The organism is Brachybacterium squillarum M-6-3, from assembly GCF_000225825.1.
Lineage (GTDB): Bacteria > Actinomycetota > Actinomycetes > Actinomycetales > Dermabacteraceae > Brachybacterium > Brachybacterium squillarum.
This window is the reverse complement of the sequence record NZ_AGBX01000001.1, coordinates 528,193-551,923: the sequence shown is the minus strand read 5'-3', so window position 1 is coordinate 551,923 and position 23,731 is coordinate 528,193. Positions and strand designations below refer to the sequence as shown.

The 23,731-nt window shown below is 69.5% G+C and carries 16 protein-coding genes and 1 pseudogene; 11 read left to right on the top strand and 6 right to left on the bottom strand.

Annotated features, from left to right (window positions below):
• Positions 1-27 precede the first annotated feature (27 nt).
• Positions 28-1,563, top strand: coding sequence for a glycerol kinase GlpK (glpK, locus tag OM98_RS02525; RefSeq protein WP_010532995.1), 1,536 nt, complete (start codon positions 28-30; stop codon positions 1,561-1,563).
• Between the two features lie 363 nt (positions 1,564-1,926).
• Here the strand turns inward: glpK and OM98_RS02520 are convergent, their stop codons facing one another.
• On the bottom strand, positions 1,927-2,778 hold the full coding sequence (locus OM98_RS02520) for an SMP-30/gluconolactonase/LRE family protein (protein WP_010532994.1): 852 nt from the start codon (positions 2,776-2,778) through the stop codon (positions 1,927-1,929).
• A 123-nt stretch (positions 2,779-2,901) separates the two neighbouring features.
• Here OM98_RS02520 and OM98_RS02515 point away from each other — a divergent pair, with 123 nt between their 5' ends.
• The 7 genes from OM98_RS02515 to OM98_RS02485 all read left to right on the top strand — a co-directional run bounded on the left by OM98_RS02515 (position 2,902) and on the right by OM98_RS02485 (position 11,844).
• A complete protein-coding gene (locus OM98_RS02515) occupies positions 2,902-4,557 on the top strand; it encodes an iron-containing redox enzyme family protein (RefSeq protein WP_010532993.1) in 1,656 nt (551 codons plus the stop codon).
• Position 4,558: 1 nt separating this feature from the next.
• On the top strand, positions 4,559-5,143 hold the full coding sequence (locus OM98_RS02510; protein ID WP_010532992.1) for a DUF6999 family protein: 585 nt from the start codon (positions 4,559-4,561) through the stop codon (positions 5,141-5,143).
• Positions 5,144-5,427: 284 nt separating this feature from the next.
• Positions 5,428-6,384 (top strand): sugar-binding transcriptional regulator, encoded by a 957-nt coding sequence (locus OM98_RS02505; protein ID WP_010532991.1) that lies wholly within the window; start codon positions 5,428-5,430, stop codon positions 6,382-6,384.
• Positions 6,385-6,677: 293 nt separating this feature from the next.
• Positions 6,678-7,766, top strand: a complete 1,089-nt coding sequence (locus OM98_RS02500) for an erythritol/L-threitol dehydrogenase (protein ID WP_010532990.1) — start codon at positions 6,678-6,680, stop codon at positions 7,764-7,766.
• A gap of 43 nt (positions 7,767-7,809) precedes the next feature.
• Positions 7,810-9,180 carry an MFS transporter gene (locus tag OM98_RS02495; protein WP_010532989.1) on the top strand — a complete coding sequence of 457 codons (1,371 nt, stop codon included), beginning with the start codon at positions 7,810-7,812 and terminating at the stop codon, positions 9,178-9,180.
• Positions 9,181-9,265: 85 nt separating this feature from the next.
• Positions 9,266-10,048 (top strand): glucose 1-dehydrogenase, encoded by a 783-nt coding sequence (locus tag OM98_RS02490; RefSeq protein WP_010532988.1) that lies wholly within the window; start codon positions 9,266-9,268, stop codon positions 10,046-10,048.
• A 95-nt stretch (positions 10,049-10,143) separates the two neighbouring features.
• Complete coding sequence (locus OM98_RS02485) at positions 10,144-11,844, top strand: dihydroxyacetone kinase family protein (protein WP_010532987.1); 1,701 nt, start codon at positions 10,144-10,146, stop codon at positions 11,842-11,844.
• 90 nt (positions 11,845-11,934) lie between these two features.
• Here the strand turns inward: OM98_RS02485 and OM98_RS02480 are convergent, their stop codons facing one another.
• Positions 11,935-13,281 carry an MFS transporter gene (locus tag OM98_RS02480; protein WP_010532986.1) on the bottom strand — a complete coding sequence of 449 codons (1,347 nt, stop codon included), beginning with the start codon at positions 13,279-13,281 and terminating at the stop codon, positions 11,935-11,937.
• Between the two features lie 91 nt (positions 13,282-13,372).
• Positions 13,373-13,528: a hypothetical protein gene (locus tag OM98_RS15760; RefSeq protein WP_175285937.1), complete on the bottom strand. Its 156-nt coding sequence runs from the start codon at positions 13,526-13,528 to the stop codon at positions 13,373-13,375.
• Between the two features lie 232 nt (positions 13,529-13,760).
• Between OM98_RS15760 and OM98_RS14400 the strand changes: the two are divergent.
• Together OM98_RS14400 and OM98_RS02470 are read left to right on the top strand one after the other, a co-directional pair.
• Positions 13,761-15,012: pseudogene (locus OM98_RS14400) on the top strand (IS256 family transposase).
• Between the two features lie 216 nt (positions 15,013-15,228).
• Positions 15,229-16,320, top strand: a complete 1,092-nt coding sequence (locus OM98_RS02470) for a hypothetical protein (RefSeq protein ID WP_010532983.1) — start codon at positions 15,229-15,231, stop codon at positions 16,318-16,320.
• Positions 16,321-16,439: 119 nt separating this feature from the next.
• On the opposite strand, the gene OM98_RS02465 is transcribed toward OM98_RS02470, so the two are convergent.
• Positions 16,440-17,627 carry a PD-(D/E)XK nuclease family protein gene (locus OM98_RS02465; RefSeq protein WP_010532982.1) on the bottom strand — a complete coding sequence of 396 codons (1,188 nt, stop codon included), beginning with the start codon at positions 17,625-17,627 and terminating at the stop codon, positions 16,440-16,442.
• A gap of 521 nt (positions 17,628-18,148) precedes the next feature.
• On the opposite strand from OM98_RS02465, the gene OM98_RS02460 reads away from it, so the two are divergent.
• Positions 18,149-19,069 carry a restriction endonuclease gene (locus tag OM98_RS02460; protein WP_010532981.1) on the top strand — a complete coding sequence of 307 codons (921 nt, stop codon included), beginning with the start codon at positions 18,149-18,151 and terminating at the stop codon, positions 19,067-19,069.
• Between the two features lie 28 nt (positions 19,070-19,097).
• Here OM98_RS02460 and OM98_RS15425 read toward each other — a convergent pair whose 3' ends face one another.
• A complete protein-coding gene (locus OM98_RS15425) occupies positions 19,098-20,567 on the bottom strand; it encodes a hypothetical protein (RefSeq protein ID WP_139017546.1) in 1,470 nt (489 codons plus the stop codon).
• A 10-nt stretch (positions 20,568-20,577) separates the two neighbouring features.
• Positions 20,578-23,655 (bottom strand): type III restriction-modification system endonuclease, encoded by a 3,078-nt coding sequence (locus OM98_RS02450; protein ID WP_010532979.1) that lies wholly within the window; start codon positions 23,653-23,655, stop codon positions 20,578-20,580.
• Positions 23,656-23,731 lie beyond the last annotated feature (76 nt).

Here is a 23,731-nt window from a genome sequence, read left to right as displayed (position 1 = left end):
CCCGCTCATCACCACGAAGGAGTCACGATGAACGACGACCAGCAGTACATCCTCTCGATCGACCAGGGCACCACCTCGACCCGCGCGATCGTCTTCGACCACGACGGCCAGATCGTCTCCACCGGTCAGAAGGAGCACGAGCAGATCTTCCCGAAGTCGGGCTGGGTCGAGCACGATCCGCAGGAGATCTGGCGCAACACCCGTGCCGTCGTCGCCGACGCCCTGCAGCAGGCGGAGATCAACCGTCACCAGCTCGCCGCCGTCGGCATCACCAACCAGCGCGAGACCGCCGTGGTGTGGGACAAGAACACCGGCGAGCCCGTCTACAACGCCATCGTCTGGCAGGACACCCGCACCCAGAAGATCTGCGACCGCCTGGGCGGCGAGGAGGGCGCCGACAAGTACAAGGAGCGCGTCGGCCTGCCCCTGGCCACCTACTTCTCCGGCCCCAAGGTGGCCTGGATCCTCGAGAACGTCGAGGGCGCCAAGGAGAAGGCCGAGGCCGGTGACCTGCTGTTCGGCAACACCGACGCCTGGCTGGTGTGGAACCTGACCGGCGGCACCAACGGCGGCGTGCACGTCACCGACGTCACCAACGCCTCCCGCACGATGCTGATGAACATCGACACCCTGGACTGGAACGCGGACATCGCCGCCGACATGGGCATCCCCCTGTCCATGCTGCCGGAGATCAAGTCCTCCTCCGAGGTGTACGGCCACGGCCGCAAGCAGGGCCTGCTCATCGACACCCCGATCGCCGGCATCCTCGGCGACCAGCAGGCCGCCACCTTCGGCCAGGCCTGCTTCGAGGTCGGCATGGGCAAGAACACCTACGGCACCGGCAACTTCATGCTGGTCAACACCGGTGAGGAGCTGGTGCGCAGCGACAACGGCCTGCTCACCACCGTCTGCTACCAGATCGGCGACAACAAGCCGGTCTACGCGCTCGAGGGCTCCGTGGCCGTCACCGGCTCGCTGGTGCAGTGGGTGCGCGACAACCTCGGCCTGATCTCGGACGCCCCGCAGATCGAGGACCTCGCCAAGCAGGTCGAGAACAACGGCGGCTGCTACGTGGTACCGGCCTTCTCGGGCCTGTTCGCCCCGTACTGGAAGTCCGACGCCCGCGGCGCGATCGTGGGCCTGACCCGGTACATCACCAAGAACCACATCGCCCGCGCCACCCTCGAGTCCACGGCCTTCCAGTCCGCCGAGGTGCTCGACGCGATGAACGCCGACTCGGGCGTGGAGCTCACCGAGCTCAAGGTCGACGGCGGCATGGTGAAGAACGAGACCCTGATGCAGTTCCAGGCCGACATCCTCGGCGTGCCCGTGGTGCGCCCGAAGGTCATCGAGACCACTGCGCTGGGCGCCGCCTACGCGGCCGGCATCGCGGTGGGCTTCTGGTCCGGCGAGCAGGACGTCATCGACAACTGGGCCGAGGACAAGCGCTGGGAGCCGAACATGGACGAGGAGACCCGCGAGCGGTCGATGCGACTGTGGAAGAAGGCCGTCGAGCGCACCTTCGACTGGGTCGACGACGACACCGAGGCCGCCACCGCCTGATCGACGTGCTGCGAGCCTGCGAGCGGCAGGAGATCAGGCAGTCCGGTAGAGCCTGATCGACGTGCTGTGAGCCTGCGAGCGGCAGGAGATCAGGCAGTCCGGTAGAGCCTGAGTGGTACGGGCCCTTTACCGCCCCGTTTTTCGACGTTTGCTGCCACGATCTGGCAGGAAACGTCGAAAAGCGGGGCTTCGTCGTGGGTGGGGGCGGGGAGTGGGGCGCGGCGTCCGAAAATCTTCCGCGTGGGTGGAAGTTTCCCGGACATGGCGGGGCGTGAGCATGGGGAGCAGGCGGTACTGGCTCCGGTCCGCGGGGGCCGGGACGGGGCAGGGCCCTGGGACGCCTCGGCGCCTCGGTGCCGCGGGTCAGGCGCCGTAGAGGCGGAGGGTCGGGTCGCCGGTGACGCCTGGGGTGGCGGCGAAGAGGGAGCCGGCGGCGGGGTCCTCCTCGGCCGGCAGGTTCTCCCGGCTGGTGGTGATGAACAGCGTCGCCAGGTCCTCCCCGCCGAAGGTGCAGGCCGTGACCTGCCGCGCCCCCACCTCGATGCGCTCCGCGACGGCCTCGGCGGCGTCCAGGCCCAGCACCTGCCCGCCGCCGTTCATCGCCACCCAGACGTTCCCCTCCGCGTCCAGGCACAGCCCGTCGGGGTGGCCGTCCTCGGTCGCCAGGTCGACGAAGGGGCGGCGCTCGACGAGGCCCGCCTCGTCGTCCCAGTCGAAGAGGTCGACCCGGCCGCTCGGGGTGTCGACGAAGAACGCGCGGGCACCGTCGGCGGTGAAGGCGAGGCCGTTGGAGATGGTGAGCCCGCCGAACAGCCGCTCGCTGCGGCCGTCGGGGTGCAGGCGCCACATGGCTGCCGCGCCCCGCCGCTGGTCGTAGGCCATCGAGCCGCACAGGAAGGAGCCGTCCGGGGCGACGGCGCCCTCGTTCATCCGCACCGGCTCGCTCCACAGCGGCGGGAGGGCCGTGATCGTCCCGTCGGCGTCCTCCCGTCCGAAGCCCTTCTCGAGGGCCATCACCGCGCCGCCGTCCGCGGCCGGGCGCACGCAGGCCACGACCCGGCTCGGGGTGGGGATCCGGGTGATCGCGCCGTCCTCGCCGCGCTGCAGGACGTCCCCGGCCAGCATGTCCACCCAGCGCAGCCCGCCCCAGGTGGGTGACCAGCTGGGACCCTCGCCGTGGTAGCAGATCGAGTCGGTGAGACGCTCGGCGCGCATGGGACCTCCGGGGCGGGGACGGGGCGCCGACCCTCGCAGCGGGCCGGCCGGGCTGGTCCCACCGTAGCCGCGTGGGGAGTCCTACCCCTGGGTCATCGTGCGTCGCCGTGGATAAATGACCGGATGACGGCCAGCGCGTACATCACCGGACTCGGCAGCCACCTGCCCGGGCCTCCCATCGCCAATGACGAGGTGGCGGACATCCTCGGCGGCACCGACCGGGTCACCGCCCGCCTGCGCGCCTCGATCCAGCAGGCCAACGGCATCCGCACCCGCCACTACGCGATGGACACCGAGGGCCGCACCACCGCCCTGAACGAGGAGCTCGCCGCGCACGCCCTGCGCGCGGCCCTCGCCGACCGCGGCCTCGGCCCCGAGGACCTCGGGATGCTCGCCTGCGCCACCACCCAGGGCGACCTGCTGGTGCCGGGCTTCGCCTCGATGGTGCACGGCCGGCTCGGCGGCGGCCCGATGCAGCTGCTCACCGCCCAGGGGGTCTGCGCCTCCTCGATCGCCGCGCTCGACGCCGCCGTCGCCAAGGTGCGCCTCGGCGACCACGCCCGCGCCGCCGTCGTCGGCTCCGAGCTCTCCAGCCGCTGGCTGCACGAACGCCGCTTCACCGGCACCGCCGGCCGCGGCGACGCCCACTTCCTGCGCTGGATGCTCTCCGACGGGGCCGGGGCCGCCGTGGTCGAGTTCCAGCCGCGCCGGGACGCCCCCAGCCTGCGGGTGGACTGGGTGCGCTTGGTCTCCCACGCCCACGAGCAGCCCGTGTGCATGCGCGCCGGGCTCGCCGGGCCCGTCGCCGAGGCCGGCCGCACCTGGCAGGACCAGGAGGACCTCGCCGCCGCCGAGCGCGCCGGGATGCTGCAGATCCGCCAGGACACCGCGATGCTGCCGCGGCTGACCGAGATGGGCCTGGCCGAGTTCGAGCGGCTCGTCGACCACGGCCTCGTGGACCTGCGCCGCCTCGACCACGTGATCTGCCACTACAGCACCCACGCCTTCCGCGACCTGGTGTTCGACGCCCTCGCCGCCCGCATCCCGGGCCTGGACGAGTCCCGCTGGTACTCGAACCTCGCCACCCGCGGAAACACCGGCGCCGCCCCGACCGCCGCCGACCCCGACGATCTCGCAGCCCGCCTGGCCGAGGTCTGGTCCGAGGTCGAGGAGCAGCTCGCGCAGGTGCCGATCCTCCTCGCCCTCGAGGCGGGGGAGGTGGAGATCGAGGACTACCTGCGGCTGCTGCGGAACCTCCGTCAGCAGGTGGTTGACGGCTCCCGCTGGATCGCCCTGGCCGCCTCCGGCTTCGACATGGACCACTTCGAGCTGCGCTCCGCCGCGATGCACCACGCCGTCGAGGAGCACCGCGACCACCTGATGCTCGAGCACGACTACGTCGCCGTCGGCGGCTCCCGCGAGGAGCTCCGGGCCGGCCGTCCCAACATCGGCACCCAGGCCCTGACCGTATACATGTTCCACCAGGCCGGACGGCCCAATCCCGTGGCCTGCCTCGGCGCGATGGTCATCATCGAGGGCCTGGGCGCGCAGAAGGCGCTGGGCTGGGCGGAGCGCTTCCAGGAGGTGCTGGGCCTGGCCGACGCTCAGGTGCACTTCATGCGCTACCACCACGACGCCGACGCCGAGCACACCGGGGCGCTGGACGCGATCCTCTCCTCCGACCGGCTCGACGCCGCCGCCCACGACGAGATCGTCTCCTGTGCGCGGGTGGTGGCACGGCTGTACGCCCTGCAGCTCACCGAGCTGGACCGGTGCTGAGATGGCGACCCCCGCGCACCGCTCCGCGCCGCTCGGCGACCCCAGCATGTGGGAGGCCGTGCTGGCCGACCCCTCGATCCCCCTGGACCGCGAGCTCGTCGCGATGATCGCGAAGGACCAGCGGCGCCCCTCTCGCCACTGGCTCTACCCCCTCGCGCGGCCCGCCTCCCGCATCCTGGTGTGGTGGATCAGCCTGGCCAAGCGCCTGGTGCCGCGGCGCTGGATGCGGCTGACGACCATGGACGCCCTGTGCCTGTGGTTCCTGCGCCGCTTCGTCGCCCCCGACGCCATGGAGCTGCTGCTGCGCCTGGACATCCAGACCGCGCTGTGCCTGATGAACATCCCCTTCGCCATGGCGCTGGACCTCGAGGAGTTCCGCCGCGCCGTGCACTCGCTGCGCTTCGACGACTCCCTGCTGGAGATTGTCGCCGCCATCACCGGGGACGAGGCCTTCCGGCACTGGAAGGTGGACGGGGTGAGCCTGTGGATGGACTCCAACGTGGACGTGCCGCAGATGGTCTACCGCCACGCCCTGGTCTGCGAGTACGCCCATGCCCACCTGCGCCGCACCCTGGGCGTGGGGTGAGGGGCGCGGTCCGTCCGCCCGGCCATGTCCATGAGATGGATCCAGGGAGACACTCGCCCGCCATAGGCAGGGCAGTGTCTCCCTGGATCCATCCGGTGGACAGCCGGGGCGGTCCGGGTGTGGTCCCGGTGTGGTCACGGTGCGCCCGGGTCCCGGTGCGCCCCCCGGCCGGATCGGTAGGATTCCGGGGATCCGGCCCGCCCGCCGTCCGGCGCTGCCGCCCGACGAGCCGGTGGCCAGGCGCGATGCGGGTCGCCTGCGATGCGACCGCGAGAGGAGACCCGGTGCTCGAGACCACGATGGACCTGCAGCTGCTGCACCGCGCCGCCTCCGCGTACTACCTGGACGACCTGCGCCAGGCGGAGGTGGCCGAGCGCCTCGGGGTCTCGCGTCCCACCGTCTCCAAACTGCTCACCGAGGCGCGCCGCATCGGCATGGTGCGCTTCGAGGTGCTGGACCTGCCCGCCGAGGACCTGCCCGCGCTCGAGGACCGGCTGCGGGAGCTGCTGGGGATCGCGCAGGTGCGCATCGCTCCCGGCGACCAGATCGAACGGGGATGCCGGGGCCTGGGGGAGCTGCTGACCCAGGAGCTGCGGGTGCTGCAGCTGCGCCGGGGGGACGTGCTGATGGTGTCCTCCGGCCGCACCACCTACGCGGTCAGCGGCATGGACTCGCTGCCCGCCCTGCCCGGGGTGATCGTGGCCCCGACCGTGGGCGGCCTGCAGGAGCCGGACCGTGCCTACCAGACCAACGAGACCGCGGGCCGCCTGGCCTCCCGCACGGGCGCCGAGGCGCGCTACATCTTCGCGCCGGCGCTGCCGAGCCCCAGCCTGTGGGAGTCCCTGCAGGCGGACCCGAGCTTCCGGGAGATCACCGGGCTGTGGGAGCGGGCGCGGGCGATGATCATCGGCATCGGCGCCCCGTACCGCGGCCGTGAGTCCCTGACCAGCGTGGTGCCCCGGCAGGAGCCGGCGCTGGACGCCGCGGCGGGGGACATCTGCCTGCACTTCTACGACGACCGCGGCCGCCCGATCGAGTACCCCGGCTCGGACCGGCTGCTGCGCCCGTCCCTGGAGCTGCTGCACCGGATCCCGCACATCCTGGCCCTCGCCGCGGGCACCGAGAAGGTGCCCTCGATCCTGGCGGGCGCCAATGCGGGGCTGTTCACCAGCCTGATCACCGACGCCCCCACCGCCCGGGCGGTGCTCGCCGAGGGCGAGGCCGCGGCCGCCGTGGCCTGAGCCCGCCGACGCCGCGCGGCCCCCTCCCGCTTCCTGGCGCGACCCCGTCCCGCTTCCGGGGGCGGCCCCGTCCCGCCGTCCGGCACGTCCCGTGCGCCCCGGCTGCGCCGACACACCCGACCGATACGTCCGATTCCCTGTCGTGTGCTGGGTCGGAACATTTGTGCTTGACCGATGTTCTAGGTCTCCCTACGGTGGGTCGCGGCGTCGAGGACGGCCCGCCCGGATGGCCCTCCCTGCCGCACCGAGCCCCACCCGGGGCGCCCGTGACGTATCGAAGGAGATGTGGTCCGATGAGCTCGATCCCCGACACCATGCAGGCCGTGGTCATGCACGCCCCCGAGGACTACCGGCTCGAGGAGGTGGCGGTCCCGACGCCCGCCGACGACGAGCTGCTGATCCAGGTGGAGGCGGTCGGCGTCTGCGCCAGCGACCTGAAGTGCTACCACGGCGCCGCGAAGTTCTGGGGCGACGAGAACCGCGATCGCTGGGTGCAGCCCGGCATCACCCCCGGCCACGAGCTGGTCGGGAAGGTCGTCGCCGGCAGCGAGGAGGCCCTGGCCCACCACGGAGTCTCCCTCGGCGACCGCATCGCCTGCGAGCAGATCGTGCCCTGCGGCGAATGCATGTACTGCCAGCGCGGCTGGTACTGGATGTGCGGCCCGCACGACATGTTCGGCTTCAAGCACTACGACGGCGCGATGGCCGAGTACATGGTCGTCCCGGCCCTGGCCCGCGCCCACAAGGTCTCCTCCGAGATCCCCCCGCACCACGCGGCCTTCTCCGAGCCGCTGTCCTGCTCGCTGCACGCCGTGGAGCGCGCCCAGCTCACCTTCGACGACGTGGTGGTCGTGGCCGGCTGCGGCCCCATCGGCCTCGGCGCGATCATCGGCGCCTCCCACAAGAACCCGAAACTGGTCATCGCCCTCGACTTCGACGACGACAAGCTCGCCCTGGCCGCGAAGTGCGGCGCCGACCTCACCCTGAACCCCTCGACGGTCGACGTGTTCGAGAAGGTCCGCGAGCTGACCGGCGGCTACGGCGCCGACGTGTACATCGAGTGCACCGGCCACCCCAGCGCCGTCTCCCAGGGCCTGAACCTGCTGCGCAAGCTCGGCCGCTTCGTCGAGTACTCGGTGTTCAAGGACGACGTCACCGTGGACTGGTCGATCATCTCCGACGACAAGGAGCTCGACGTGCTCGGCGCCCACCTGGGCCCGAACTGCTGGCCCGCGGCCATCAAGATCATCGAGTCCGGCACCCTGCCGATGGACGAGATCTGCACCCACCAGTTCGGCCTGGGCGAGGTCCAGACCGCCCTGGACACCGTGGGCGACTCCTCCGGCGCCTCCGTCAAGGTCTCCATCCTCCCCGGTCGCTGAGCGCGGTCCCCATCCCCCTCTCCCTGCACGAAGGAGTGCTCGCATGAGCTCCGTCCCCCGGACCGCCGGCGCCCAGCCGCAGCCCGGCGCCGCCCAGGAGACCTTCCTGGACCGGCTCGGCATCCCCCACGCCCTGCGCTGGGGCTTCCTCGGCGTGCTGATCTTCATGACCGGCAACGGCGTGGAGACCAACTTCGTCTCCCCGCACCTCGCCAACGTGTTCGGCGGCGGCGACGAGAAGATCAACCTCGCCGCCACGATCATCACCTTCTACAGCCTCTCCGCGCTGATCGGCTCCTACCTGGCCGGGGCGCTCTCGGACCTGTGGGGCCCCCGGAGGGTGATGCTGCTGGGCGTCGTCGTCTGGGTGGTCTTCCAGGCGGCCTTCGTCGGCTCGCTGGCCACCGAGTCGGTGCCGCTGATCTTCCTGAGCTACGCGCTGCGCGGCTTCGGCTTCCCGCTGTTCGCCTTCGCCTTCCTGGTGTGGATCAACGCGGTGGTCAACAAGCAGCGCAACGGCGCGGCCGTGGGCTGGTTCTACGTGATGTTCACCGGCGGCATGCCGACCATCGGCTCCCTGGTGGCCGTGGTGCTGATCCCGACCTTCGGCGGCGGCTTCACCGGCCAGCGCTGGACCATGGTCGCCTCCACCGCGATCGTCATCACCGGCTTCCTGGTGGCACGGCTGGGCGTGCGGGAGCCCCACGGCTACCGCCGCCTGGCCCCCGAGGGCGAGAGCAGCTCGCGGGTCATCTTCTCCGGCGTGCGGCTGGCCGCCACCAACAAGCGTGTGCTGATGGGCTTCCTGACCCGCCTGATCAACACCGCCCCGCAGTTCGGCATGTTCATCATCCTGCCCACCGTGATCGCCCAGACCCTGGGCTGGGGCGAGTCCCGCTGGCTGGTGATGACCTCGGTGATCTTCGCCGGCAACATCCTGTTCAACGCCGCCTTCGGGGCGCTGGGCGACCGCATCGGCTGGACCACCACCGTGCGCTGGTTCGGCATCGTCGGCTCCGCCATCGGCCTGCTGGCCTGGTGGTACGTGCCGCACTGGGTGCCGGCCGGCTCCGACTGGGGCTACTTCGTGGCCGTTGCCGCGGGCACCATCTTCGGCATCATGCTGGCCGGCTTCGTGCCGCTCGGCGCGATCATGCCGGCGCTCGCCCCCGACCACAAGGGCGCCGCGATGGCCATGTACACCACCGCCGCGGGCGGTGCGACCTTCCTCGGCTCGGCCGTGGTGGCGCTGGTGCGGCCCTGGGGCGGCGACGTGGGCGTGGTCTGGGCCTTCGTCCTGCTGTACGGCTGCGCCTTCGTGATGACCTTCTTCCTCAAGGTCGACCAGCCCCGGGCCCACGGCAAGACCATCGAGGCCGACGACCACCACGAGCACCACGGCGCCACCGCCTGATGCCCCCGGCCGGGCGGCAGGACCCCTTCCCGCCGCCCGGCCCCCTGCACTCCCACCCGACGCCCCTGCTCCGGAAGGACACCCCATGAGCACCACCACCGATCTCTTCGACCTCAGCGGGAAGACCGCCCTCGTCACCGGCGGCGCCAAGGGCCTGGGCCTGGCCATGGCCCGCGGCCTCGCCGACCACGGCGCGAACATCGTCCTGGTCGACATCGACGACGCCCCCGGCGAGGCCGCCGCCCAGGAGCTGGCCTCCGCCACGGGTGTCCGCACCGGCTACCGCCACCTGGACGTCACCGACTCCGCGGCCGTGGACGCCGTCGTCGCCGACGTCGCCGCCGAGTTCGGCGGGATCGACATCCTGCTGAACAACGCCGGCATGGTCATCCACCAGGGCATCGAGGACGTGCCCGACGAGAACTGGCGCAAGGTGATGGCGCTGAACCTGGACGGCGTGTTCTACGTGCTGCGCGCCGTGGGCCGCCACATGATCGGTCGCGGCTCCGGCAGCATCATCAACACCGGCTCCATGAGCGGCCTGATCGCGAACATCCCGCAGGCCCAGGCCAGCTACAACGCCTCCAAGTCCGCGGTGCACAACCTGACCCGCAGCGCCGCCTGCGAGTGGGCCGAGCAGGGCGTGCGCGTCAACGCCATCGCCCCGGGCTACATGAAGACGGAGCTGACCCGCGAGTTCTTCGAGGAGGGCGGTCCGCAGATCGACCAGTGGATGCTGATGACCCCGATGAAGCGCCCCGGGGAGCCCCACGAGCTGGCCGGCGCCGCGGTGTACCTCGCCTCCGACGCGAGCTCCTTCGTGACCGGCTCGATCATGTCCATCGACGGCGGCTACACCGCCGCCTGAGCGACCGGGCGGGCCGGCTCCCCATGGGGCCGGCCCGCCCCGTCCGTGTTCCGTCCGTCCTCGCCAGCCCCCTGATCCGAGCCCCGGAGGCCGTGATGACCTACCTGTACGACGATCCGAGCTCCTTTCCCGCCGACGCCGTCCGCGGCCTGGTCGCGGCATACCCCGAGGAGCTGCTGGGGGTGCACGGCGGGGTGGTGCGCGCCGCCGCCACCCCTGCCGGGCAGCCCGCCCTGGTGGTGGGCGGCGGCTCCGGCCACTACCCGGCCTTCGCCGGCTGGGTGGGTCCCGGCTTCGCCCACGGCGCCCCCTGCGGCAACATCTTCGCCTCGCCCTCCGCGGACCAGGTCTACGCCGTGGCCCGCAACGCCGAGAACGGCGGCGGCGTGATCCTCGGCTTCGGCAACTACGCCGGGGACGTCCTCCACTTCGGGGTCGCCGCCGAGAAGCTTCGCGCCGAGGGCATCGACACCCGCATCGTGAAGGTCAGCGACGACGTCGCCTCCAACTCCGAGGACCAGCACCGCGACCGCCGCGGCATCGCCGGGGACCTCGTGGTCTTCAAGGTCGCCGGCGCCGCGATCCAGGCCGGGGCCTCCCTGGAGGAGGCCGAGGCCGTGGCGTGGAAGGCCAACGACGCGACCCGCTCGATCGGCGTCGCCTTCGACGGCTGCACCCTGCCCGGCGCCGAGGACGCCCTGTTCCACGTGCCCGAGGGCGCGATGGCCGTGGGCCTCGGCATCCACGGTGAGCCCGGCATCGACGAGGTGCCCATGCCGCGTGCCCGCGAGCTGGCCGAGCGCCTGGTGGAGGGCGCACTGGCCGAGACCCCGGAGCTCGACTCCGCGCGGGTCGCCGTGGTGCTGAACGGCCTGGGCACCGTGAAGTACGAGGAGATGTTCGTGCTCTGGGCGCACGTGTCCGAGCTGCTCGCTGAGCGCGGCCTGACCGTCGTGCGGCCCGAGGTGGGCGAGCACGTGACCAGCCTCGACATGGCCGGGCTGTCGCTGACCGTGACGCGCCTGGACACGGAGCTGGAGCGGTACTGGCTGGCCCCGGCCGACGCCCCCGCCTTCCGTCGCGGCGGCACCGTCGAGGGCGAGCTCGGAGAGGAGCGCGGCGAGGTCTACGCCCCCGGGGAGGACCCGATCCCGGAGGCCTCGGAGGACTCCCGCGCCTCGGCCGCCCGCGTCGGGGAGGTTCTCGCCGAGCTGTCCGCCCTGCTGGAGGAGCTGGAGCCCGAGCTGGGCCGGATGGACCAGATCGCCGGGGACGGCGACCACGGCCAGGGGATGCTCATCGGCATCCGCGCCGCGGACCGCGCCGGACGCCGGGCGATCGACGGCGGCGCCGGGGCCCGCACCGTGCTGGTGCAGGCCGGGGCCGCCTGGTCCGCCGAGGCCGGCGGCACTTCCGGCGCGCTGTGGGGCGCGGCCCTGACCAGCCTCGGCAGCGCCCTGGACGACCAGCAGGCGGTGACCGACGCGCAGCTGCTGGCCGGTATGATCGGCGCGGTCGAGGCCGTGGAGCGGCTGGGCGGAGCCCAGGTGGGGGACAAGACGATGGTGGACGCCATGGTGCCCTTCCGCGAGTCCCTGGCCTCCGCCGAGGGGGAGGCCGCCGCGGCCGTGGCCTCCGCCGCCGAGCAGGCCACCGAGGCCGCCCGGGGCACCGCGGACCTGGTCGCCTCCAAGGGCCGCGCCCGCACCCACGGCGACAAGTCCCAGGGCACCCCGGACCCCGGGGCGATCTCCTTCGCGCGGATCGTCACCCGGGTGGGGGAGCTGCTGGGCTGAGAGCGCCCGTGCCCGAGGGGGGTCGGGCACGGGGCCCCGGATGCGCATCCGGGGCGGGGAACCCCAGGCATCGTCCCGACGTCTCGGGGTTCAGGCCTCGAGGGCGCGGCCGCGCTGCTCGGGCAGGGTGAAGGCTGCGACCGCCGCCAGGGCGAAGGCCAGGGCGAAGATGCCGAAGGCGAGGATCTCGCCGCCGCTCGCCACCAGCACCGGCACCATGAACGGGGCCAGCAGGGAGGCGATGCGGCCGAAGCCCGCCGCGGCCCCGGTGCCGGTGCCGCGCACGGGGGTGGGGTACAGCTCGGGGCCGATCGCGTACAGGGCGCCCCAGGCGCCGAGGTTGAAGAAGCTCAGCAGGCAGCCGGCCACGATGATCGCCGTGGCCGAGTCCGCGAGCCCGTAGGCCGTCGCGGCCGCGGCGGAGCCGGCCAGGAAGATCGTGAGCGTCCACCGGCGGCCGAGCACCTCGATCAGCCAGGCGGAGACCGCGTAGCCGGGGATCTGCGCGAGCGTGATGATCAGGGTGAAGGTGAAGGAGCGGGTGAGGTCGAAGCCGCGGTCCACCAGCAGCGTCGGGATCCAGATGAAGGCGCCGTAGTAGGACAGGTTGATGCAGAACCACACCACCCACAGGCCCGCGGTGCGCGCCCGCAGCCCGGGGGACCAGATGCTCTCCCGGGTGTGCTCCGTCGCGGCGGACTCGCCGTGGCGGGCGTCGGGGTCGGCGGGTGGGGGCACGTCGGCGGACTCCTCGAACTGCCGCACCGCGGCCTCCGCCTCCTCGTAGCGGCCCCTGCTCTCCAGGTAGCGCACCGACTCGGGCAGGGACAGGCGGATCACCAGCGAGTACAGCGCGGGCACCACGCCGATCGCGAGCGCCCAGCGCCAGCCGTTCGGCCCGGAGGCGGCCACGAAGGTGCCGATAAGGGCGGCGAGGATCCATCCCAGCGCCCAGAATGCCTCCAGCCACACCACCACCCGGCCGCGGATCCGCTTCGGGGCGAACTCGCTGACCAGGGTCGAGGCGACCGGCAGCTCCGCCCCGAGCCCCAGGCCGACGACGAAACGCAGCGTGATCAGCACCGCCAGGCCTCCGGCGAGGGCGGAGGCCCCGGTGGCCAGGCCGTAGACCAGCAGGGTGAGGGCGAAGACGCTGCGGCGGCCGATGCGGTCGGCCAGCAGCCCGCCCACGGTGGCGCCGATCGCCATCCCGACGAAGCCGGCCGAGGCCAGCAGCGAGCCGTCGCCCTTGGAGATGCCCCAGTGCACGCTGAGCGCGGCGATCACGAAGGACACCAGGCCGACGTCCATCGCGTCCAGTGCCCAGCCGATGCCGGAGGCGCCCAGCAGCTTGCCGTGGCGGCGGGTGAAGGGGAGGCGGTCGAGGCGCTCGGAGCGGGTGGGGGCGAGCTCCTGCGCGGGCGGGGTGGCGGTCATCGGGGGCTCCTCGAGGAGGGAGGGGACGAGACAGCGACACATCTTGCCCTATCGCGGGCCGCATTCCGAGGTGCGCATCGTCCCGCGAACGTCATGACCAGGCAGGATGCCAGTCGTGCCCGGTGTGCGCAGCAGGCCTCAGCAGCTCCCATTCCGCCTCTATGACCCCGGCGCTGCTCGCGCCGGCGATGCCGAAGGTCGTCAGCGGGGCTAAGGCCAGGTCCTTTCCGGCCCCGAGCAGCAGCATGGGGCCGGCAACGCGACCGGTGTGCCGGAGTGCTCCTGCGAAGGAAGGGGGAGCGGCTCGACGTCCGCGCCCCTGGCAAAGCGTGGATTGGCGGGTCGTAGTGATCCGCGACCAGTTGAGTCCCGCATAGTGGTGTAGCGCGGTGGCCCCGTGATCGTCTCGGACGTGGGCGCGGCCACCGTGTGATCCTTCGAGACAACCTTCCACAGCACTCTCGAACGGAGTCATCACGATGACCGCTCCCCGCATTGTCGACCCTTACGGCCTGCTCGGTGAAGCCCTGTCCGAAGCATCCCCGGATCTGATGCGCAGCCTGCTCCAAGACGGGATCAACACCCTGCTCTCCGCGGACGCGGACGCCGTCGCCGGCGCGGAGTACGGCCGGCCCAGCAGCGACCGGGTCGCTCAGCGCAACGGCTACCGCCACCGCGACCTCGACACCCGCGTCGGCACGATCGACGTCGCGATCCCCAAGCTCCGCACCGGCACCTACTTCCCCGGACTGGCTGCTCGAGCGCCGCAAGCGCGCCGAGTCTGCGCTGATCACGGTCGTCGCGGACTGCTATCTCGCCGGTGTCTCTACCCGCCGCATGGATAAGCTCGTGAAGACCCTTGGCATCAACTCGCTTTCGAAGTCGCAGGTCAGCAGGATGGCGGAGTCGTTGGACGAGCACGTCGAGCAGTTCCGCCACCGCCCGCTGGACGAGGCCGGGCCGTTCACGTTCGTCTCCGCCGACGCGCTGACGATGAAGGTCCGTGAGGGTGGGCGGGTGATCAACGCCGTCGTCCTGCTCGCCACCGGCGTCAACGGGGATGGGCACCGCGAAGTGCTCAGCATGCGGGTCGCCACCTCCGAGACGGGAGCTGCGTGGAACGGCTTCTTCGCCGACCTCGTCGCCCGCGGCCTCGCCGGCGTTCGCCTGGTGACCTCCGATGCGCATGCGGGGCTGGTCGAAGCGATCGCTGCGCACCTGCCCGGCGCGGCCTGGCAACGCTGTCGCACCCACTACGCGGCGAACCTGATGAGCATCTGCCCCAAGGGCATGTGGCCGGCGGTGAAGGCGATGCTGCACAGCGTCTATGACCAGCCCGACGCACAAGCGGTGAACGCGCAGTTCGAGCGGCTGCTGGACTACGTGAGCGAGAGGCTCCGGGCCGTGGCCGAGCACCTCGACGCCGCCCGTGCGGACCTCCTCGCGTTCACCGCGTTCCCCAAGGATGTGTGGGGGCAGATCTGGTCGAACAATCCCACCGAGCGTTTGAACAAGGAGATCCGTCGCCGCACCGACTCCGTGGGCATCTTCCCCACCCGCGAGGCGATCGTCCGTCTCGTCGGCGCGGTCCTGGCCGAACAGACCGATGAGTGGGCCGAAGGACGCCGTTACCTCGGCCTCGACGTCCTCGCCCGATGCCGCCTCAACCTCGTCCCCGACACCAGCACCGGGGAGGTCGCCACCAGCTCTCTGCCCGCTCTGGCCGCCTGACCTCTCAGCGAAGGATCGCTACACCACTTCCAGGGACTTGACCTCGTCCTCGTCGAGCTCGATGGGCGGACGCCGTATCGGAGCATGCGGGGGTAGGTCGGCGGACGCGCCAGTCGCGACAGACGAGGCGGAGTGCGCGAGAAGCTCCAGCGAATGTCTGGCGACTCGGGCATTCTTTGAGCCTGAAGCGGACCACTACTGAGCGGGGGATCGACGATGAACGGACTGGGCAGGATTCTCGCGAGCGAGACGAACGTCAGCGATCTGCTGGCCTACTTCACCGAGGAAGACCCGACGCCATGGTCGGACCTTCTCGGAGCGCTGCCCGCTCGAGCGATCCGAGAAGGACGGGCGAGCACCGAGAAGCGTGCGGACCTCCTTCTTATGGACGCAGCCGGTGACACGATCGGTGCAGTGGAGGTGAAGCTCGGTCACCACCTCAGCGAGGCGCAGTCCGACTGGTACTTGTCGACATTCGCCGCCGACGTCCCGCTGCTCCTCACGTCCCTGGACCAGGAGGACCCACATGACTCAGCCTTGGACCCCCAATGGACCGTGGCTCCCCTCCCGTCGCTCGTAGGCCGCTGGATGGAGTCCACGAACTCTGAAGTTGCGGTACTTGCTGCGGCCGCGACGAGGGTCCTCGAGTCGTGGTCGGCACTGATCACCGCTGTGAGCGTCGGGGTCGACGGCAGGGAGGCGGAGTCGCTTTCGTCGATCTCCGACCCGTTCCTGGGACGCGTCCTGACCCGCGCCCTGAAGCCTGCCGTCGTCAAGGCAGGCGCGGACCGGGCGTACCCCGGCGTCACCTCGGGAGGAGGCAATGCACTGCTCCAGTCGTGGCGTGCTTTCCCGCAGAGACAAGAGGGGCAGAACGCCATTGCAGAGGTGCGGTGGCAGCCGGCTGCTAGGAAGATGGATTTCCGCTTCGGGGTCCATGTACTCCCGGACGGGCGAGCTGAGAGAGAAGCTGCGTGGCACCTCGCGACGACTCTCGATGAAGCCATCCGAATCGACAGCTTCTCCGACTACCTCCGGGAGACCGATCCGGACCGCGCTGGTCTGCTCCTTACTGATAAGGGGTCCGGGCGTCCCTCAGCGAAAGGGGACTGGGCGGAGATCGTCGAGAAGGGATTCGAACGCGGCGATGCTTCGCGCTACAACCCGGGCTTCCGACGTGATGGCGACACGCGCTTCGAGGCGTCCGTGCGGATCGACACCACGCAGGCGACGGGACCGGACATCGTGGCTCTGCTCGGCCATGCGCTGGACTACCTTACGGAGAGCTGGCCGCTGCGCAGTTCGTGATCGCCCGCCTCCGACGGCTGCGGGTGTTGTCTTGAGCGGTCTTCCGGGGCGGACACGGAAGACACACGACGGCCTGGCTGCGGGCTGAGGACTTCCGTGACATGCACCGTTGAGCGACGCTACTCGCCGGCGATCTCCAGCACCGCATCTCGCAGCCGTACGTCGTCGGCCGTTAGACCGTCCAGGACCTCGGTGAGACGTACACCGGTATGCGCGATGCGCGAGATCCCTCCGACCTTGGCGTCCTTCAGCGTGACGAACACCTGCGAGTAGTCGGGGTTCTCGGTCTGCTGCGGGACCCGCTCCCGCTCCACGACCGCCGTAGGACCGTACTCGACGAAGACTGTCGGATGCTTGTCAGCGCGTTGCAGCTCGACGCACCACTCCCACTGGCCGACGAAGCGTGTCACGACCTTCTCGATCGGGCCCGCGGTGATCCGTTCGTTCACTTGATCAATGAGCACAGTGCTCGCGTAGCCCCGCAGCGCCCGCTTCGTCGAGGCGAGAAGCGTACGGCTGTCCTCGAGCTGACGGCGGGCCCGGGCGGCGATGAGGTCGCCGAACTCCTGCGCCACGCGGTCGCGAGGTCGCTGCCCGTACCGTGCCGATTCCCCCGTCTCGCACATCGCGGTGAGGAAAGCGAGGGTGTCCTCGGTGTTCATCGCTGCGGGTCCTTCCACGAAGTGCTCGAACAGCTGACGGATGAAGAGGTGTTGGTCCGGGTGCCGACGGGTCCATGAGCGATCGTCGGCGACGTGCGCGCGGAGGGCGTTCAGGTACTCGGCATCGGTGACCACGACTGCCTGTTCCCACCCGTCGCGCTGGAGGTGAGGGGCGCGGCGCTCGCACAGGAGCACGACCGCAGCAGCACGTCCACCTGCCGTGCCGAGCGCGAGATACCTGCGGTAGTCGTGGCCGTGCCCGTCGGACGTTCCGAAGTTCTCCACGACGACAGCCGCCTCCGGCGAGGAGAGCACGATGTCGGCGATGTCCGCGGACTCCTGATCGAGCATCCCCTCGTGCCCGGGAGTGACGACCTCCTGGGCGACTGCGTATCCCGTCACGGGGAGTGCGGTTCCTTCGGGGAGCGCAGCGTTGACGAGATCGAGGAAGATGCGCTGGGGTGCGTCTCCGAGCTGATGGGTTCCCTGTTCGTTGAGCAGCCAGGCGAAGACGTTGGAGAGCTGCTTCTCGTGGGTGCCGTGGTGCATCACCCGGAACACGTTGAACTGCTCGGCGAGGCTCCGAGAGAGTGACGGCACCAGCGCTGTCACGAGCTCGGGGGCGATGACGGGAGAGCCGACCATGGATCGAGAGTAGCCGCGTGGCTGCTTCCGAGTGCTGTCGTTCTCGGTCGGTCCCGGCTGCGCGTCGTCGTGGGTGAGCTCGCCAGCGTTCCCTTCGGCCTGTCCGCACTGCGTCGTAGCATCCCGAGATGAGCATTGCGCACGACCCGCGAGTGCAGTCGCAGGACGCCGGTGACCGCACTCGTTCGGAGCGCGACGGCACCGGCCGCACGGGGCCGCTCCGCCGCTCGCAGGGCGTGGTCGTCTGATGGTCACGATGCGGGCCATCGGCGACAGGATGAGCCTGGGGGAGGGGGCGCGGCTGACGCTGGTCCGGCTGAAGCGCACGGCGATCGACGATTACCGCCGCTCCTTGCCGCGGGATGCTGGGGATGACGGCCAGTGTGCCGAAGGGGGCAAACAGATCGCACTGCCCTTGAGGGGGATTGTGGACAGCCGAAGTCTCGGGAACCCGCGCCCTGTGCCAGCTCGCATCGCCGCAGGTCCAGTGCGAACACGCCGCACCGGACAGAGGAGGCCGCATGCCCGCCCCCACCTGGGACCAGTACATGATCCCGTCGCTGAGAGTCCTCGCTGACGGCGATGTACGGCGAGGTCGGGATGTCGTCGCGGCCGCCGCCGATCACCTCCGACTCAGTGAGGCGGACCGCGCGGTGGTGATCCCCTCCGGGCAGGAGCAGTGGGTGAACCGAGGCAACTGGGCGCTCTCCTACCTGGCGCGGGCCGGAGCAGTGGAACGGCCCTCGCGCGGTCGCTACCAGATCACCGACGTGGGCCGCGGCTTACTCACGACGTACCCGGACGGTCTGACCGAGAAGGACCTGCGCAGCGTCCCCGGGTACGAGTCGCCACGGTCAGCGCCGAAGCCTGCTGCCTCCGGCGCGGCACCGATCTCCATAGCGCCCGCCGCCGACGAGAGCACCGCGCTCGACCCGGACGAGCAGATCGAGGACGGCATCTCGCGCATCCACGCCGACGTCGCCGACCAACTGCTCACCCGGATCCAGGCGCAGGAGCCGGAGTTCTTCGAGAAGGCCGTGCTGGATCTCCTCATGGCAATGGGGTACGGCGGTGCCGAGGGCTCCGCGACCCGCACGCAGCTCTCCCGAGACGGTGGCATCGACGGGATCATCGACCAGGACGCCCTCGGTCTCTCGCGCATCTACGTCCAGGCCAAGCGCTACGCGAAGGAGAACACGGTGGGCCGTCCCGCGATCCAGGAGTTCGTGGGCGCGCTCGCCGGCAACGCTGCGAACCAGGGGGTCTTCCTCACCACTAGCCGCTTCAGCGCCGATGCGGAGAAGTACGCCGACCAGGTGCAGGCGCGGGTCGTCCTGGTCGACGGGGCGAAACTCGCTCGACTGATGATCCGCTACGGCGTGGGCGTGCAGGTGCGTCGTACTGTGCATATCGTCGACGTGGACGAGGACTTCTTCGAGTGATCGGCATCGAGAGCTTCGGGGCGTGAGGTCACAGCAACCGGATCTTCAGCGTCGTCTCCGTCCAGCCCGGTACCCCGTATCGGGAGTGCTCGCTGACGACGGTCCTCTCGCCGGTGGTCGGGATCAGACGCAGATGCTCACGGACGCGGTGGGCATTCTTGTGGCCCATGCGCCGCAACTGCTTCCCCGTCCACTCGCGCGTGGTGCTCCCGGAGCCGTCCACTGCCAGCGGGCGCAACCGGGACTCTCGCGTGCGGAGGTTCCGGGCGAATCCGGCAAGGTCCCGAAGGCCAGCCCCTGCCGAGCCGTCGCGCCTTCCTGCGACCTCGTACTTCACGGAGGGCAGCAGACCCTTGGTCAGATACGAGCTGAGGGCGTTGATCTCGATGCTCGCGCATTCAGCGGTGGCGTGATCCATCCGCCAGGCCATCAGTCGATTGCCTCGGTCCGTGAGGACGATGCCTTTGGTGGTGGGAAGGTTCTGGACGTCCTCCAGCGCAGCATTGGCACGGTCGAAGTCCTTCCGACTCTCCCGCAGCCCTTCAGGGGTGACGACGAGCGCGAACCTGTTCGCCAAAGCGTCGAGGAACACGCCGGTGACATGTGGCTGTTGCCCGGCATGGAGTGCCCGGAAGACATCAGTGAGGACCATGACGCCGTATCCGAAGTCTCGAGCCAGGTCGGTCTCGCGTAGCATTCGATAGAGCGTGGAGGGATCCTTCGGGAGCTCGTGCTCGGAAATATCCAGGGTCGTGTTTGTTGCCCTCGTCGCGGGTTTGGACCTCGGGGGAGCGGGAATGTCATTCCGGCACGGGACCGCCTTCGCCTTCTGCCAAGGAGTCGATGAAGGGCGCTGGGGGATGAGCTGATAGGGCTCGACGATCGTGAGGACTCGCTCTGCCGTACGCGTCGCCGTCTGGCTCGGAAGCTCTCTGCGCAGTTCCCGTCGCAGCAGTACAGGGATCTCGGAGTAGGGGACTTTTCGGGTGTGCGTTGCGGCGACGACGCGGAGCAGCGCCTCCCGGGCGACGGTAACGGATACTCCCGCCAGGCGGTTCTTCTTGGTGCGCAGCTTCAGGTCGATGTACGCGAGCAGGTCAGAGGGTACGGATGCTTCAGCGCGACGTGTCTCTGCAGCCAGCTGCGCTTGGGCCTTCTTCTGCTCGGCGGTGAGAGGCCGATCGCCAGTGCGGGGGCGAAGTGCTGGCCTTTTCGCGGCCCTGGAAGTCTGCGTGGGCCTGGGCGCCGCAATGCGCGAGGTGGTTCCGCTGGCCTCGAGCGCCTTCTCGGGATGCCTCGTCTGCGAGCTGGGAAGGTCCTGGCTCCGGGATGGCCGCTCGCGCAGAGGCTCCCGACCAGGGCTCGGTGGTGTCCGGCCGGGCCGGGCTGGCTTTGGTGCAGGCACACGCGCTTTCTCAGAGGGATGCTCTTCCTCGATGTCCCGGCGCAGGGACCGCAGAACGTCATGCGCATCGGGATGACTGTGTCGCAGCATCACCTAGATCTCCTCAGACCGCTGCCCGGGCGATGAGGTCGTCGTAGTCGGTCACCACGTCGTACGTGACCTCGGAGCCGGAGACAGCATTCAGGGTCCGGAAGAACTTCCTTGCGGCGGTGATCTTCGAGTTCTCGAGCACGCGCCGCTGGTCCCCGGCATGCGTCGACTTCGTCTCCGCGACAAAATACACGTGCTTCACGGCGCCGTCCTGGAACACGATCGCCCAGTCCGGGTTGTAGTCACCCATCGGGGTGGGGATAAGGAAGCCATGGGGGAGTTTGGCGTAGACCGCGACCTCGTCGCTCTGCTCGAGCTGAGTGAAGAAGTCCCTCTCGACCTGCGAATCCGTGACGGCGTACTCGTAGACGTGCCGGGTGAGCGGCGTCGCCTTCGAGAAATCGTGCTTGGTGGTGTCGGCGGTGAAGATCTCATCCCCGAACTCGTCCTCGAGCAGGGAGTAGCTGAGGTTCTGCAGGATCAGCTCCGCCTTGCGCTCGTTGATGAGACGGGCTGCTTCGCTGAGGAACTGCTCCGGGTTCTGGCGCAGCTTCGCGAAGATGGAGGCCTCGATCCGGGAGAGGATCGATCCGACGGTGCGGCGTGTGAGCTGGGTGCGCTCGGCAATCTCTCCGATGACGTCGTATTGCACCTGGGACGCGACGGTGGCCGTCTCGAGGAGGGTGCGATGACGACCTGCGGTGAAGCTGCGACCGCTGTCGACGTCCTCGACCTCGAGCTGTTCCTTCTGCGCACCAGTGTTCACGGTGTAGCTCATCCGGGTGACGTGCAGGGAGGAGTTCAATGCCGTGACCGAGGAGTCGATGAGTGCTCTGGAGTCGAAGTCGACCTGGTAGGCGGCGCGTCGTCGAATCCTCTGCCAGAGCCCCTGGAACTGTTCTCCGCGGAAGAGGGACTCGTTCAGAGGGATCTGCTTGGTGCGGCGACTGTTCTCTGCGACCGGGACGTCACGGTGCAGGGCATCGATGAGGTCAGCGATCTGGTAGTGGTACTCGTCGAGTCCCTCGGGCAGGGAGGGCATCGGATCGAGTTTATCGCGCGTGTGCCAGTTCTCGGTGAGGTGATCGTTCTCGTCGATGACGTCGTGGCGGATCAACCAGCGGTGGATGAGGTTCGCATCCTGCTCCGTAATGACCTTCTCTTCGTTCGTCTTCGAGTGCAACAACGCCTTCCCGGCGAAGTAGGCGGCGGTGGCCTTGCGTGGGCGTGCTGTCAGGGACTCGGAGATCTCCTTCTGCAGTCCGTTGACGAAGTCGGTGTATGACTCATCGGAGACGACGGTGAGCTCGTTGACGTCATGCACGATGGAGGGATGGTCGATCCTCTCGCCGGTCTGATCGACCGCCAAGCGGAGCCCGCGGCCGATCTCCTGGCGGCGGGAGACGGTGTTGTCCGACTTCTTGAGCATCCCCATCGTGAAGACGTTGGGGTTGTCCCAGCCCTCTCGCAGAGCCGAGTGGCTGAACAGAAAGCGGACGGGCTCGGTCTGGGAGAGCAGCCGCTCCTTGTCCCGCAGAATGAGGTCGTAGGCGTCGCAGTCGGTCGCGAGGCCCTTGTCCTCGCCGCGCCCAGCAACCTTTGGATCGATCAGGCGACTGGTCCTCTTGTCGACGGAGAAGTACCCGGCGTGAACATCGTCGGCCTCATCTCGATCGAGGAAGGAGAGGTACCCCGCTTCGGAGCCGTCCAAAGCCAGTTGCTCGCGCAGCTCGGACACGGCGGCCACGTACTCCTCCTCGAAGATGCGTGCGTACTCCCCGAGGGTGTCCTCCCTGGTGTAGTCGCGGTACTTCGCGACCTCGTCGATGAAGAACAGGGAGAGGACCTTAACGCCCTGAGGGTGGAGCATCCGCTCCTTGGCAAGGTGAGCGGCGATGACCTCTCGGATCTGGATGCGGCGCTTTGCCCCCTCGTTACTGTCGCGGTCGGAGAGCTGACCTGCTTCGAGCACATCGCCGTTGCTGAGTTCCACGGTGTCGTGGACAGCGTCGATGCTCCGAATGAAAAGCCCCCAGTATGCCTCCAGCCCGCCGGAGACGTCGTGCAGGTTGCTGCCGTAGTCCAGGAGCCTGACCTTGCGAGTGATCGCACCGGACTTCGACTGGACTTCGAGCTCCAGCCGCGCCCGAGGGTTCTTCCCGGCGGCGATCTGGATCGAGTCGAGGTACAGGTACGCGTCCGTTCCGGCGAGGCCTTTCACGGTGATACCTCGTACGGCGATGCGCTTGACGAGCTTCTGGTTGTAGGCATCCACGGCGTCGAGCCGGTGCACAAGGGTGCGCTGCACCTTGTGGGTGGCGGAGTACCTCAGCACGAACAGCGCATTGAACCGGGAGAGCGCCTCGAGTGACTTGGAGACCTTCTTGCCCGTGCCTTCGAGACGCTGCGGCTCGTCGATGATGACGATGGGGCGGTTCGCGGAGATCACGTCGATCGGCCGGCGGGACTGGAAATCGTCCAGCACGTCGTAGATCCGCCGGTTGTCCTTGCCGGTTGCGTTGAAGGCCTGGATGTTGATGATCATGACCTGCACTCCGGCGTCGGAGCTGTAGGCCTCGAGCTCGTGCAACCGGCTGGAGTCGTAGACGAAGGCACGGGGCTTGGTGCCATACTCCTGCTGGAAGTGGTCGCCGGTGATCTGGAACGTCTTCATGACGCCTTCGCGGATCGCGACGGAGGGGACGACGACGATGTACTTGCTCCACCCGTACCGCCGGTGCAGCTCCATGATCGTCTTGATGTAGACGTAGGTCTTGCCGGTCCCTGTCTCCATCTCGATGTCGAGGTTCGGTGCGCTCGGTGCGGCGGGGCTGTACTCGAGCTTCTTGCTCGTAGGTAGGTTGCGGCGCGGGTCGAGCTGAACGGCCTGGATGTTCTCCAGGAGCTCCCGGTCGCTCAGCGCGATCTTCTCGTTGCGGAATCCGGAGTCGTCGCCGGTGCGCTGCTGGCGGCGCACGCCGGGGTCAATGCGGTAGCTGACGCCGTCGCTGCGGGGCTGCCCGGCGAAGCAGTCGACGACAGCGTCGACCGCATCGGTCTGGTACTGCTGGTGCTTGAACTGGAGCTTCACGGGGATCCTTGGAGCGTGGGAGCGGCGGTGAGGAACGTGGGTCACACCGCCTTGCGTAGCGGTGGATGTTTGCGTC